Source organism: Psychrobacter pacificensis (assembly GCF_018336615.1).
GTDB lineage: Bacteria > Pseudomonadota > Gammaproteobacteria > Pseudomonadales > Moraxellaceae > Psychrobacter > Psychrobacter pacificensis.
On sequence record NZ_CP048752.1, the window covers coordinates 1,440,052 to 1,454,829 of the forward strand.

8 protein-coding genes and 1 pseudogene are annotated in these 14,778 nt (G+C 43.8%); 4 read left to right on the plus strand and 5 right to left on the minus strand.

Annotated elements, in window-relative coordinates:
* Positions 1 to 61 precede the first annotated feature (61 nt).
* Positions 62 to 2,230 (plus strand): protein-disulfide reductase DsbD, encoded by a 2,169-nt coding sequence (gene dsbD / locus GYK50_RS06195; protein ID WP_212564467.1) that lies wholly within the window; start codon positions 62 to 64, stop codon positions 2,228 to 2,230.
* 205 nt (positions 2,231 to 2,435) lie between these two features.
* On the opposite strand, the pseudogene GYK50_RS06200 reads toward dsbD, so the two are convergent.
* Positions 2,436 to 3,317 (minus strand): annotated as a pseudogene (locus tag GYK50_RS06200) (IS982 family transposase).
* Positions 3,318 to 3,488: 171 nt separating this feature from the next.
* Here GYK50_RS06200 and GYK50_RS06205 point away from each other — a divergent pair.
* The 3 genes from GYK50_RS06205 to GYK50_RS06215 all read left to right on the plus strand — a co-directional run bounded on the left by GYK50_RS06205 (position 3,489) and on the right by GYK50_RS06215 (position 6,686).
* On the plus strand, positions 3,489 to 4,322 hold the full coding sequence (locus GYK50_RS06205; protein ID WP_186474716.1) for a cation efflux transmembrane domain-containing protein: 834 nt from the start codon (positions 3,489 to 3,491) through the stop codon (positions 4,320 to 4,322).
* Positions 4,323 to 4,943: 621 nt separating this feature from the next.
* Positions 4,944 to 5,798: a 16S rRNA (adenine(1518)-N(6)/adenine(1519)-N(6))-dimethyltransferase RsmA gene (gene rsmA / locus GYK50_RS06210; protein WP_071001639.1), complete on the plus strand. Its 855-nt coding sequence runs from the start codon at positions 4,944 to 4,946 to the stop codon at positions 5,796 to 5,798.
* Between the two features lie 51 nt (positions 5,799 to 5,849).
* Positions 5,850 to 6,686, plus strand: coding sequence for a symmetrical bis(5'-nucleosyl)-tetraphosphatase (locus GYK50_RS06215; protein WP_071001638.1), 837 nt, complete (start codon positions 5,850 to 5,852; stop codon positions 6,684 to 6,686).
* A gap of 194 nt (positions 6,687 to 6,880) precedes the next feature.
* On the opposite strand, the gene GYK50_RS06220 is transcribed toward GYK50_RS06215, so the two are convergent.
* From GYK50_RS06220 to GYK50_RS06235, 4 genes are all read right to left on the minus strand, one after another.
* Positions 6,881 to 7,516 (minus strand): BLUF domain-containing protein, encoded by a 636-nt coding sequence (locus GYK50_RS06220; RefSeq protein WP_071001637.1) that lies wholly within the window; start codon positions 7,514 to 7,516, stop codon positions 6,881 to 6,883.
* Between the two features lie 234 nt (positions 7,517 to 7,750).
* Positions 7,751 to 10,198, minus strand: coding sequence for a site-specific recombinase (locus tag GYK50_RS06225; RefSeq protein WP_071001636.1), 2,448 nt, complete (start codon positions 10,196 to 10,198; stop codon positions 7,751 to 7,753).
* A gap of 233 nt (positions 10,199 to 10,431) precedes the next feature.
* A complete protein-coding gene (locus GYK50_RS06230) occupies positions 10,432 to 12,216 on the minus strand; it encodes an acyl-CoA dehydrogenase C-terminal domain-containing protein (RefSeq protein WP_212564468.1) in 1,785 nt (594 codons plus the stop codon).
* A gap of 329 nt (positions 12,217 to 12,545) precedes the next feature.
* Entirely contained in the window at positions 12,546 to 14,339 is a 1,794-nt protein-coding gene (locus tag GYK50_RS06235; RefSeq protein WP_093070758.1) for an acyl-CoA dehydrogenase C-terminal domain-containing protein, read from the minus strand.
* Positions 14,340 to 14,778 lie beyond the last annotated feature (439 nt).

The window sequence follows — 14,778 nt, forward strand, 5'->3', positions numbered from 1 at the left end:
ACAAGTCCATACAGACAGTGAATTGGTCAATTCGAATATTGGAAATAATAGGTAGCCCTTCATGTCCCTTAAGAGCGCAGAAAAGTCTCCGTCATTAACGCAAAATAAACCGTCAAAAAAATCTTATCTGTTGGCGTTCGCTTTCAGCGCGGGCTCATTATTGACAGGGCTAGGAGCTACTGGGCTGACGGCCGTGCCAGTGGCATCGCAAGCGGCAGGATTGGGTGATTTATTTGGTAATAAAAGTGCTGCCCAACCGAAATTTTTGCCTGTTGATGAAGCGTTTCAAGTTAGCAGTAGCAGCAAACCGACCAATAATGGCACGCGCTTATCGATTAACTTTGACATTACGCCTGAGCACTATGTTTATAAAGACCAAATTAAGCTAACGTTGCCTGCTGGCGTGAGCGCTGCACCTTTTACCTTTAGCCAAAAGCCAGTCTCCATTGATGATCCAACCTTTGGGCAAGTATTGGTATTTGACCAAGCCAATATGGTTGCTACTACCATTTTGAGTAGTAGTAATGGCAAGGCGATAAATAATGCCGCCGTGACAATAGGTTGGCAAGGCTGTGCCAAAGCGGGTCTATGCTATCCACCGGAGAAAATAAAAACCACGGTCAATATCGCTGCTGCGTCACAATCGGCAGCCAATAGTTCAAGTAGTACTGCTACAGTTTCTGCGAGCAATAACAGCAATGTAGAAACTGCGCAAGCCTCTACAGATGGGACAGTTACCAATAGTCTTGCTACAGAGCAAACTACGCCAGATGACGAGGTGATTGATTATGCATTGTTAGATGACGAAGCGTTAGATGCAGAGCTTGGTGCAATCAATACCATCTCTGGAGCCGATGAAGAAGTGGTAGGCGATAATGTCACAAGTGAAGCAGCGAACAATGACGCTGTCATAAATAATGCTGCTGCAACAAGCAATACCGTTGTTGGTGATAACACGATTGATAGCGACCCTTTTGGCTTAGCCTCGCATCCGTGGTTGGCATTGGTGTTATTATTTTTGGCAGGATTAGGCTTGGCATTGACGCCATGCGTATTACCGATGCTACCGATTGTCGCCAATATCGTCGCTCGCCAGCAAAACCCAACAGTTAAAAAAGGTGTCATTTTAACGACCAGCTACGCTATTGGTGTTGCCATCGCTTATGGTATTTTAGGCGCGGTCATTGCGGTATTTGGCGAATCGTTAGGCATTATCGGTTGGCTACAAAATCCGATTATTTTAATTGGGTTTGCCATCGTTTTTGTCTTATTAGCCCTTTATATGTTGGGCGTATTTAGCATTCGTCTGCCGAGATTTATCAGTAGTAAAATGCAGGGTCTAAGCCAAGCGGGGGATAGCAAGCTTGGTAGTACGGGCGGCAGTTTAATTGCGGGATTCTTATCGGCGCTCGTGGTATCGCCTTGTGTTTCGGCACCCTTATTTGGGGCGCTGCTTGCTGTATCAACGATTGGAAGTCCATTACTTGGCTTTGCGGCTTTATTTATGCTCGGTTTTGGTTTATCAGCGCCGCTTATTTTAATCGGCGCGACCCAAGGTAAAATCATGCCAAAAGCGGGTGAGTGGATGAACTGGGTCAAGCAGGGCTTTGCTTTGTTGCTTTTTGCCGTGGCATTGTTATTAATTGAACGCGTCTTTATCTCGCCTGTGATGCTGATGGTTTGGGCGCTGTGGTTTATGGTCGTGGCGATGTGGGCGTGGAGCTGGCTAGGCAAAGGTCGGATGCTGACCCAAGCGCTAGGCTTAATCGCTGGTATTTGGGCGACGTGTTTAATCGTCGGCGCCGCATTGGGCAATGACGACAGCTTGCATCCGCTTGCCTCCCTAACTGCGGTTCCGGTGCTGCAGACAACTGCTGGTCAACCAGCCACCAGTAATGCAACCGATAAGACGGTCACGACGCTGGCTGAGTTAGATGCCATTGTCGCCGCCAATCCTAAAGTGCTGGTCGATGTCACCGCCGAATGGTGTATTGCATGCCGGATTATGGAGAAAAACTTATTTCATAATCGCCCTGCGCAAATGCAAGATTGGCAATTGGTCAGACTTGATATCACGGAGACAACAGCGGATTCAAAAGCAATCTTAGCGCGTTATAAACTATTTGGTCCGCCAGCATTGCTGTATTATCAAGACGGGCAATTGGTCAATCAGCAAGTGGGTGAAATCGGGCGCGCAGCGTTTGAGCAAACCTTAACCGCGCTAAATTAATCGTTTAAATGTAGATAAATTCCACATCATTTCTACCCATTAAAAAGCCAACGTCCTTTGATAATAGGACGTTGGCTTTTTCAATCTTACTAAATAGCCTTTTTAATATAGACGCTAAATCCTTGGTTTAACGTTATTTATTACTATTCATTTAACTACTTAACCCCAGTTCGGGATAAGCCACATTGTAACTCATTGATACTATTTACAATGTTGCTACCTGTCCCTGCTGAGGCATATTTTTGATGGTGGGTTTATAGGGAAACCAGCAATAAGCAATTAAACCTGACAGCAAGTTTGTGATAAACCCCGTGACACTACGATGGCGTGAGTGTTCGATTTGGCACAAGTTTTTAAGCTCTCCAAACACCGTTTCAACCAAAGAGCGATGATTGAGTAGTGCCTCATCCATAGGCTCAAGTAATTGGGGTTTCATATTACGCCGAAGTTTGGTTATCAACGTGGTATCATTGTGTTTTGTGAGCCACTCGTTTAGGGCTTTACTGATATAGCCTCTATCCCCAAACACCTTGCCAAACACAGGCGTTGCCATATCCTTAACAGGCACTCTGTCATCCGTATTACCCGCAGTGACTTTAACAGATACAAGCTCGCCCTTATGATTGATAATGGCGTGTAGCTTAAAGCCATAGAACCAGCCCATGCTGCTTTTGCCTCGGGTTGCAAGTCCCTTAAAGACTTTATGACGGTAGATACGCTTGTTATGACAAACTGCTATCTTGGTTGAATCAATATAGCTGATACCCGTACAGTCGCCCATCATGCTTTGCAAGTAGCTGCACAGTGGCATGATACTGCGCGGCACAAGCTCTATAAATCGCGAGTAGCTCGGCAGATTTGGAAACGCCCGTTTCATCATGCCAAGCATATGGTGGTAGTAAAAAGACTTAAACTGTCGATACCGCAGTTGATGAAACAGTACCAAGATGGTCATCATTTCTGCTACACTTATCTGGCATGCTCTTAACCTTTGGTGTCCCGTTGCGATTAAATGAGCGTCAAACTCAGGTTTGAATTGCTAATAAAAGTCGTCAATATGGCAGTAGAGTTCGGTTAGGTTGTCCATGTAAGAAGTCCTTGTTGTGAAGTTTGTCTTGGTAAACTCACTTTAGCAACTTCGGACTTCTTTTTTTATCTTTTTTTTGAGCGCTTATCCCGAACTGGGGTTATTTATCAATTTCTCAGCCTGTTTTTTTCAGCCTACTTTTTGAACCACCACCCGGATATAAATGTAACTATGAATAAAACAACTTTTAAAATATCGAAGATGGACTGCCCTTCGGAGGAAAACCTAATCCGAATGAAATTAGAGGGCCACTCGAATATTGAACATCTTGAGTTCGACATTCCTAACCGTCAATTAACTGTGTTTCATCATGACAATATAGAAGGGATAGAGACTGCTATTCATGACCTAAAATTAGGAGACACCCTACTCTCGACCGAAACCATTGACCCCTCTGATCCCAACAATAATTTTAAAATTGATGCTGACTCTAGTCACAAAAAAGATGCTGAGCAAAGAAAGCTACTATGGATAGTGCTGGTCATTAACTTTGCTTTCTTTATTATTGAAATGAGCACGGGACTGATTTCTCGTTCGATGGGGTTGGTCGCCGACAGCTTAGATATGTTAGCAGATAGCTTCGTGTACGGAATTAGCTTATTTGCGGTCGGTGGAACGGTCATTAAGAAAAAACGGATTGCTAGAATTGCCGGATATTTTCAAATTACGCTAGCGATTCTTGGTTTTTTAGAAGTACTAAGACGTTTCTTTGGCAATGAGCAGTTACCTGACTTTTCTACCATGATAGTCATATCGATTCTTGCGCTAATTGCAAACTTGATTTGCCTCTATTTACTACAAAAATCGAAAAGCAAAGAAGAAGAAGCCCATATGCAAGCCAGTATGATTTTCACTTCAAACGATGTGATTATCAATTTAGGGGTAATTGTTGCAGGGATTTTGGTTAATTGGTTACACTCTAGTACGCCTGATTTGATTATTGGTAGCATCGTATTTGCTGTAGTTATTCAGGGCGCCTTTAGAATATTGAAGTTGAGTAAGTAGCCAAGCCTAATAACTGAAGCAAATAGCTCAAGTAAGTAGCTTAATTAAACCGCTAAGTGTAAAGTAACTGGGTTTGAAGCAAATAAACATCATAAGGATATGAGACCTCAAGCAATGATTGAACAAACTTTAAATCTAGTCACCACCAAAGACCATCAGCAAGTTGCCGTTTGGCGAATAATAGATGATGAAGTCTTTGATAAGAATCTGGGAGACCTTCCTAAATTTTGTGTAAGTATTTAATCTAAACGTCAGTTACACAGAATCTGGGATGGTCTCTTCAAGTCCTCACTAGCGCACCGATCATAGATAGAATATCTATGGTAAGTACATCATGAAGTACACTGTGGCTATCTCAGCAAGTTGAAACCTTAATACCATTAGCTCACAGCCAAGAGTTCAAGTCCTCATTAGGGTGCCATCCTTATTCCCATTATGGGTCTTATGCTAGATGGTTCGAGAACAAAAAAGTGCCATGTCGGTTGTGATACATTTTAGATGACTTATAGATAAACTACCTCAAAAACACAGCCTAATTATGAGCTGTGTTATAATTTGCCATTATAACACCAGCACATTGCTATCATCTCTCATTTATCTTTTATCCATTAAGACTCTCTTATGTCCAACTCTACATTTGATGCTCAAGCCATTTCTAACAGTTTACGTACAGCCAAGCACCAACCGCGTAAGCGCTTTGGTCAAAACTTCTTGCATGATACCAGCGTCATTCGCGAAATCGTGGAAAGCATTCGTCTCGAGCGCGATGACAATTTGATTGAGATTGGGCCTGGTATGGGCGCATTGACCGAGCCTTTATTGGCAGAAGTAGATGCGATGACAGTCGTAGAGTTGGATCGCGATTTGGCAGACAGCTTGCGCATTCGTATTGGTGCCAATAGCCATCCAAATTTTACGATTATTAAAGATAACGCCATGCATGTGGACTATCGTGAGCTTTACAGCGAGGAGCGCGGTAAGCTACGTGTCGTCGGGAACTTACCATATAACATCTCAACGCCTATTTTGTTTCATTTGCTTGAGTTTGCTGATGTCATTCAAGACATGCACTTTATGCTACAAAAAGAAGTGGTTGAGCGCATCACAGCCGACGTTGGTAGCAAAACTTACGGTCGTCTGTCTGTGATTATGCAGTATTACTGTGATACAGATTATTTGCTGACTGTGCCTCGCGGCGCTTTTAATCCACCGCCCAAAGTCACCAGTGCCGTTTTTCGCCTAACGCCGCATATTGACAAACCGATAGTAGCAGAGGATGAAGAGTATTTTGCCATTGTGGTACGTGAGACCTTTAACCATCGTCGCAAGACGCTTCGCGCTATCTTCAAAAAATCAACCTTGCTGCCGACGCTGAGTGAGGATGATTTTGCCGCTTGCGGTATCGACCCACAGGCACGTCCTGAGACGTTGAGCGTTACAGATTTTGTCAATCTAAGCAATCAGGCTCGTCAATAGACGTTTAATGTAAATAATGACCAATTATTATATAAAAATCATAGAGGGATTATGAGTTTTCGCCATCAATATGTCATTGGTGACCTACAAGGTTGCCACGCGGCTTATCTACAATTACTAAAGACATTAGATTTTGATCCTAATCAAGACAAGTTATGGTTCGCCGGTGATTTGGTAGCGCGTGGTGAGGACTCATTAAATACCTTACGCGACGTCAAAGCGTTGTGTGAGCAGGGCGCTGCAGCAACGGTATTAGGCAATCATGATATCAATTTAATTGCAGTCTGGCGCGGCGCTGCAAAACTCAAGAGCAAAGACAAAACTGCGCCAATTTTTGCAGCGGATGACTGTGATGAATTGCTTGAGTGGTTACGCAGGCAGCCGATATTGGCGTATCCAGATGAGCATACGGTGTTGGTACATGCAGGGATTCCACCACATTGGAGTATTGAGGCAGCAGCAACATATGCAAAAGAGCTAGAATCGCAGCTGCAAGGGAGCTTAGAGCAGCTTGATGAACTACTGCCAAATCTCTATAGTAAAAAAGCCGATAAATGGCATTCAGGTATTGAAGGCTTTACCAGAATGCGAGCAATTGCCAATTACTTTACTCGTATGCGCCTGTGTCAGCAGGATGGTTTGCTTGAGTTTGATTTTAATGCTGGGCTAGATGAGCCTATGCCAACCGATTTTTTACCATGGTTTGAGTGGCAAGTACCGCGCACGCGTAAGATACTATTTGGTCATTGGGCCGCGCTACAAGGCGAGATTGATTTACCACATGCGCGTGCACTCGATGGTGGGTGTGTATGGGGCAACTGTCTGTTGGCGTATCGTCTCAGCGACGGCAAGGTAATAGCCTCAAGTGCACAGTGCCCGAGTTCATAACGTAGGCTACAAATACCCGGACTACAAATACCTTAGTATAAAAGCCTAAATAATCTTTTTAAATAGGTCCGCAAAAGCCGTCTGTTTCAAGTGGGCTATTGATTAATTAACAGCCCTGTTTTGATGGTTCTACTGAGATATACTCAGATGATTGAGTTATGCTCAAATGATTCATAAGGTGTCTAACTGAGTCATTAAGGAATAACGTCGTACCTGAATAATAGGACAGCGGCGGTTGACGCGACCAGTAGCCCAAGAAATATAAATAATAAGATATTATCTTGAGTTAACTTTTCTTCAAGCTCAGAGTAACCTAAGTCATCAAAGGTGATGTAGTTTGTGTCATGACTGATGTTAGAGTATTCGAACTTCCTCACACATTCAATAAAGTATTCAATAAACCAGTATGGCCAGTGTTCTGGTTTGAATGGTGAGATCTCTCCTAACTGCGCATGATCAGACAGTCTATGCCAATTGCTGGCGCTTAAGTTAAGACTGTGCATACGCCAATCTTCAAAGCGGCATTGACTGACCTGCTCAACAGCAACGACGTCTACTTTTTTATGGTTCCTATCTTTAAATATTCTTTGCATAAGAGAAAATACAACGTCTTTTGCGCCTTCTAAGCATTGAAGGAAGCTTTTTTCATCATTGCATAGAAAACCTGCAATTTTATTATTTTTATTGTAGACATGCGAGTGTCTTTGGATATGCTCAAATACAGATCTATCGGTGGTATTAACTCTACTAACATAGATGAGTCTTACAAGGGAGGTTGATGCAACGTCCTTCATAGATTCTTCCAGTTTGCTATGGCTGGCTATATTCATTCTTGTCCTTGTTTAGTGATCTATCCCAATATCTTATTGAGCCCGCTCTTCATTATTTTAGATGATTTTTGAATCCTAAGTTTGTTGAGCTGTGCGAGAGTTTTGCTTCTACGTCCATATTTTCAAGATTAAGGGGTAAAAGCTTTAGCTAAGTTGTGTGAGTGTTTCAGGCCTTGTACCAAATAGTTTTAATCTCAATAATTCACCAAGCATAAAGCCGCCCAAGCGAGCCTTTTAATCAGGCAGCTTTGGCGGCTTTTTAGGTTTTGGCAAAGGTGTTTTGGCATCGACAGTAGACTTGCCGTCAGCATCCGCATGATTTGACTTGTGACCAACAGTATCCTCATTATCGATGGTATTGAGCGTCTTGGTGACTTTGTCATATTGGATATCGTCGGTATAAGGCGTGCTATTTAGCTCTTCATCTGCCAGACCATCATCAAGATTGACAACCTTCTTAGGAGAGTTGTGAGGTTGGGTGTGATCGCCTTGTGGTTGACTGTCATAGTATATGTCTGTACTCGCTTCCGCGTTTTGCGCTACTGCTTGCTTAGACTCGGGTAATATTCTGACATCAGACAATCGGCGTACCACATAATTGCTTGGTATGGCTTTTCCATTTTTTTGTGCTGAAGTGTCATCAAATATCATGTGACCTTGACTATCGATTCGTGCATATTTCATTGGCTTGTCGCGTGGCCAGAAAAAGTCAGAAGGATGGCTAATGATATGTCCAAAAACTAGCTTTGTGAGACGACTCCATTCAAAGAAACGCACTTCTTTTGAACGTAAAGCAACAAATAACGCCAGCGAAAAACTGACTATCAAGTTGACCATACCAATAAGCGCCACACCCAATATAGAAATCAGAATGAGGCTCCAGCTGATGTCATCAGCAGATATATTGAACAATCCGTGTGCCAAGTTCGCTGATGCAAAAGCAATGTGGCGAATATCAATTGGTAAGCCGAATATGTAGCCGATGGTTGCTGTACTACCTAAGAAAACCCCGAATAAAAAGTTACCCATGATAGCGCCCAAGTTCGCTTCTATAAAGCCGCCTAAGCGCTTAAGCCATGATACAGGCAGTATATATTGTAGTAGTTTATGGCGTTGAATACGCGCACCTACTTTGTTATAGACCGCTAAATTGTCGTAATAACCGGCGATCAAACCCGCTAAGAACAAATATACGCCAGCGATAGCCGCATGAGGAAGCGCTAATGAGTGAAATGGATCCAAGTCATGGAGTAGATGACCTGCTTTTTCGGTACCAATCATCGGTGCGCCTGTGTACTGTAACCAAGCAAAAGAGATGATAAGTGCAACGGGTATCGCTAACATAACGTTGCCCATGATAGCGATGAACTGAGTACGTAAAATATCAACGACCAACTCTGATAGCTTATTTAGCTGATGAGACTTCTTGCCAGAGCCTTCAGATATAGTAGAAGCAATAGCAGCAGCGGTCATGGCTGGTTGCTTGGTAGCGACCGTTCCGCGAATCACGTGAATGAACACAAAGCCCAAGCCATAAATCATACTGTTAATAAATGCTCGACCCATCGGTGCGAGCGCCAATTGGTAAGCCAGTATTTTTATGGTGGCCATAAAGGCAATGACAAAACCGCCAATAGAGGCCTTTTTGAGCATCTTTTGATAGCCAGTCTTATCGGTGCTGATATAGTGTTCACCCACGCGACTGGCATTTTCAGTGACTTTACGTGACAGCAGTTTTGTGTTGTTATCAATCAAATGGCCAATGCTATAGCGGCGATTGGTAGTGGTGATCAGGGTCTGGATCAACTCAATGACGGCGCGATCTCTTCTTTGATTGTCGTCTGTGACAAGTTCTGTCAAGATACGCATGCGCTGCAAGCTTTGATCTAAGCGCAGCATCATATTGGTCAAACGAATAGAAATACCTGTTTTGTAGATCCGTTTGCGGATAGTCGCAACGATATCTTCGCATTGCTCAATCATAACCAGCAATGGCGCTGGATCAACGGCTTGCTCTGGGGTAATGTCGGTTAAGGTATCAAGCTCGTGCGCTTGTCTATATTGATTAACAAAGAGCACCGCTTCTTGGTTTTGAGCAACAAAAGAAGCAGAGTAGTTGAGCATCTGCGGATAAGAATCCATCAAATCAGGATGTAAGCCAAGACCGCTGATGCGATAAGACAAAATAATAATCGCATTCAAAATACTGTTTTTTGCCGTGGCAACCAAGTCTAGGTGTTTTTCTTCCACCCTCAGAAGCTGCACGAGTTCGTCCCATTTTTTTGTCTCAATATTGGCAAGCCAGCGCTCATCAGTACGCTTATCAAACAAGTAACCAACCAGTTCAACGACGGAGTCATCTTGAGGGAGTATCGGCAAAAACCGATGTCCGACCAATCGTCTTAAGCTATTAAAGAATCCTTGATCCGACATAATACCTGTATCGGTATATAGCGAGATTTGACGATATTGGATAATCAATTTCAGGACAAAGCTAGAGAGTCCATCGCCGTATTCTGGATGTTGATGGAGAATATCAATAAGGGTTTGAATGTTTTGGTTGGCTAAAGCAGGTTCTTTGTCGCTGACTCGTAGTTCATCGATCAAGCGTTTGAGCACCGCAGGATCGGGCACATCACTTAGGGCTGTAATCTGTTGTAATATGCGTTTTAATTCTGACACGTCGCACCCTTTATTGTGGTTGTTTCAATCGTTTTTATTATTTAACACTGTGCATGATATTGTTAGGAATCATGGCTTTTTATGGCACTTAAGTGACACCTTATCTTGCGCTATTTTAATCGTAACCACGCATCGATAGTGAATTATTTTGTTAGCAGTTATTTTGCCAAAAAAAAGGACAGTCATTGAACTGTCCTTTTTTCATGGTTTTATCGGGTCTTCATAATGAGCATTTAGCTGGCTGGTACATCAAAGTAGTCAAGATCAAAGTTCATCATCGGGTCACTACCAGCTTTGACCATCTGTGCATGCGCATTGATACGTGGCAAGATACGGCCAACGAAATAATCAGCAAGCTTGGCTTTGTTGGTGTAGAACTCACCCTCTTTGCCATTGGCGGCCTCGACCATCAACGCAAACATGTATGAGTAAGCAAGGTAGCCAAACGCATGCATGTAGTCAACCGCGCAGCCATTGATTTCGTTTTTGCGTTCGCCAATATTGTTCAGCACCGTTGTGGTGAGCTCTTCAATCGTATCCGCTGCATCTAAAGTAGCTTGTTTGATACCATGATCCGCTTGCATATTGTTAACAAAATCACGAATCTCACCCAAGAAATGGGTGACATATTTGCCGTTATTTTTTGCCACTTTACGGCCTAACAGATCAAGTGCCTGAATACCGTTGGTGCCTTCATAAATCTGCGCAATACGAGTATCACGAACGATTTGCTCCATACCCCATTCGCGGATATAACCATGACCGCCAAATACTTGCTGGCAATCAACCGTGGCTTCTAGTGCTTTGTCGGTTAAGAAGGCTTTGGCAACTGGCGTCAGTAGGGCAACGCGCGCCGCCGCGGCTTGAGCGGCCTCTGGGTCAGTACTAAACTTTTCTTCGTCAAGGTTTTTGGCGACATACATGGCAAAGCAGCGTGACGCTTCGGTGTTGGCTTTGGCATTTAGCAGCATGCGGCGCACATCAGCATGGTGGATGATGGCATCGGCAGGTTTTTCTGGGCTTTGGATTTGAGTGTCACTGCGACCCTGACCACGGTCATTGGCGTATAATGCTGCGTTTTGATAAGCCAGCTCAGAGCCACCAAGACCTTGCAGACCCATGGTCACACGCTCATAGTTCATCATAATAAACATAGAAGATAATCCGGTGTTTTCTGCGCCAACCATCCAGCCTTTGGCGTTATCAAAGTTCATCACGCAAGTGGCAGACGCTTTGATACCCATTTTGTGCTCGATAGAGCCAACCGCCAAGGTGTTGCGCTCGCCCAAGCTACCATCTTCATTGACCAAGAATTTTGGCACGACAAACAATGAAATGCCTTTTGAGCCTTCTGGCGCATTGGGGGTTTTTGCCAATACCAAATGAATGATATTGTCAGTGAGGTCATGCTCACCACCAGTGATAAAGATTTTGGTACCAGAGATATTATAGCTACCATCATCGTTTGGCACGGCTTTGGTTTTGATGATACCGAGGTCAGTACCCGCATGCGGCTCTGTCAAGCACATGGTACCAGACCATTCACCGTTATACATTTTTTCTAAGTAAGTCTGTTTTTGTTCTTCAGAGGCAGCGGCATTCAGACACAGCGTTGCACCGACGGTTAGGTTAGGGTATAGGGCAAACGATTGGTTGGCCGTAAAAACCATCTCTTCGGTGAGCATGGTAACCATTTTCGGGAAGCCTTGACCGCCGTATTCAGCGTTACCGCTTAAGCCAACCCAGCCTGATTCAGCATACTGTTTGTACGCGTCTTTAAAACCTGTTGGCGTAGTAACAACGCCGTCACCCTCAAAGGTTGCACCTTCTTCGTCACCGCTACGGTTGATAGGCAACAAAACGTTTTTTGACAGTTTTGCCATTTCTTCTAAAATCATATCGACGGTTTCGGTATCGACATGAGCTAGGTTTTCGTTATTTTGCCAAAATTGTGGCGCTTTAAATACATCATTTAATATAAAACGCATGTCATTAAGAGGGGCGTTATAAACAGCCATAAACATTCCTTTGGTTTAAATAGATAAAATTGGAGTTGTTAAGATTATCAACTGTTCTCTTGATGTAACCTTAGCGATTCATGTTCAAAGTTTAACAAATAAGCTTGTAGGCGGGTGTATTTCTTCGTGAATTGTGCGTGCACCAAAAGTTAGCAGCCACTATTGCAGTCATTGAGTAGGTTTTGGACAGAGCAACTACTTATAAAAAGCACGCGACTGGTTGCTATCAACGATCATAATCAGCATAGTAAGACCCATACCAAAAAAATCGGCAACACAGCTTGGTATGTTGCCGATAAAAATACGATATGAGAGGGATTTGGGGCTAATTAAAAAGCAAACTGGTCTACATCCATGCTCATGTATGGCTCAACGCCTGTGCTGATACGCTGTACATAGGTCGTGGTGCGTGGTAGTAGTTTAGTGAAATAGAACTGAGCCGTTTTAACCTTGGCATCATAGAATGCTTTTTCACCAGTGCCGTCGGCAATAGCGGTTTGAGCAACCAATGCCATACGCGCCCATAAATAAGCCAAAGTTACATAACCACTAAAGTACATGTAATCAACCGCGGCAGCGCCAACAGCGTCTGGGTTTTCGGTGGCTTGCATGCCAATACGTGATGTTAGATCACCCCATTCTTTGACATGTTTGGCAAGCGGGCGGATGAACTGACCCATCTCGTCATTGTCTTTGTGCTCTTGGCAGAACGTCTGGATAATTTTGACAAAGTTTGCAAGCAGTTTGCCTTGCGAGCCCAGCACTTTACGTCCAAGAAGATCAAGAGCTTGGATCTCAGTGGTGCCTTCGTATAGGCAAGCAATACGGGTATCACGGACGTTTTGCTCCATGCCCCATTCACTGATAAAGCCATGACCACCATACACTTGGACGCCGTGATTGGCAGCTTCGAGCCCCGTTTCAGTCAAGAATGCTTTAGCAATCGGTGTCAATAGTGACAGCATTTGGTCAGCAAACTTCAGGTCATCGCCTTCGCCTTTGGCAACGGTATCGGCAAAGTGTGAGAGGTAATAAACCAGCGCACGACCACCTTCGGCAAAGGCTTTTTCGGTCAACAGCATGTTGCGAACCGCTGGATGAACGATGATTGGGTCAGCGACTTTTTCTGGCGCTTTGGCACCTGATAGCGCGCGCATCGCTAGGCGGTCTTTTGCGTAAGTCAATGAGCCTTGGAACGCGTACTCTGCTGCGGTCAAACCTTGAACAGCAGTACCGATACGAGCGACGTTCATAAAGGTAAACATGCACTGTAAACCGCGGTTTTCTGGGCCAATCAAGTAGCCTTTTGCACCATCAAAGTTCATCACGCAAGTCGCAGACGCTTTGATACCCATTTTGTGCTCAATAGAGCCACAGACGACGTTGTTGTTTTCGCCAAGGCTGTTGTCTTCATTGACCAACACTTTAGGTACGATAAACAGTGAGATGCCTTTGGTGCCAGCAGGCGCGCCTGGTAGACGGGCTAGAACGATATGAATGATGTTGTCGGTGAGGTCGTGCTCGCCTGCTGAGATGAAGATTTTTTGACCGGTGATGCTATAAGTACCGTCATCATTTGGCTCAGCTTTGGTACGGATAATACCCAAGTCAGAACCCGCATGGGCTTCTGTCAAGCACATGGTGCCTGACCATTCGCCGGTGACCATTTTTTCTAGGTAAGTTTGTTTTTGCTCATCAGTGCCATGGTGCTCGATGGTTTGAATTGCGCCATGCGATAGGCCAGGATACATAGAAAATGACCAGTTAGCCGTACCGACCATCTCATTGATGACCGTTGATAGTGAGAACGGCATGTTTTGACCACCAAACTCTTCTTCAGCAGATAAAGCAGGGAAGCCAAGCTCACAGTACTGCTTATAAGCTTCTTTAAAGCCTTTTGGCGTGGTGACCTTACCATTGTCAAACTTACAGCCTTCTGCATCGCCGCTTTGATTCAGTGGTGACAACTCGTTTTCGGCAAAGCTTGCCGCCATTTCAAATAGGCTGTCCATTAGCTCGCGGTCAGCTTCTTGGAACGCTGGTAATGTTTTATAATGGCTTTCACTATCGAGTAGCTCATGCATCACGAACTGAATATCACGTAAGGGCGCTTTGTATTGCATAACTTCCTGTCCTTTTTAGAATGTAACCGATCATAGCCAACAATGAGCATATGGTCGCACTATCCTCTAGTGCGTTATTCTTACCTAGCCAGTCTGGAAATCTAAATAAATGATAAACAGTGAAGCAGGTCAACCATGCTATCGATTACATAAAATAGTGTTGAAAAGAGTGGTGATTGTCAGAGTCAAAGAAAGATTAAATGTGCTCTAACAAATTCACTATAAAAGATAGGCTTTCATTAGCGATTATACAAGTTTGGTGAAAGCACTGATAAGTCATGAACCTGTCTTGCATCGATTGTGCAATCAACGTTAGGCCTCAATCTGAATCATTAATAACCCTATGAAACATTGACCGATATACAACAGGACAGATCAAAGATTCAGAGTTATATCAGCCAATTTTCATCATAAAAATAACGTTCACATAAAGAAAAAC

Excerpts from the sequence above, each read along its gene's own strand:
- dsbD (WP_212564467.1), top strand. The coding sequence starts at position 62 with ATGTCCCTTAAGAGCGCAGAAAAGTCTCCGTCATTAACGCAAAATAAA.
- GYK50_RS06205 (WP_186474716.1), top strand. The coding sequence starts at position 3,489 with ATGAATAAAACAACTTTTAAAATATCGAAGATGGACTGCCCTTCGGAG.
- rsmA (WP_071001639.1), top strand. The coding sequence starts at position 4,944 with ATGTCCAACTCTACATTTGATGCTCAAGCCATTTCTAACAGTTTACGT.
- GYK50_RS06215 (WP_071001638.1), top strand. The coding sequence starts at position 5,850 with ATGAGTTTTCGCCATCAATATGTCATTGGTGACCTACAAGGTTGCCAC.
- GYK50_RS06220 (WP_071001637.1), bottom strand. The coding sequence starts at position 7,516 with ATGAATATAGCCAGCCATAGCAAACTGGAAGAATCTATGAAGGACGTT.
- GYK50_RS06230 (WP_212564468.1), bottom strand. The coding sequence starts at position 12,216 with ATGGCTGTTTATAACGCCCCTCTTAATGACATGCGTTTTATATTAAAT.
- GYK50_RS06235 (WP_093070758.1), bottom strand. The coding sequence starts at position 14,339 with ATGCAATACAAAGCGCCCTTACGTGATATTCAGTTCGTGATGCATGAG.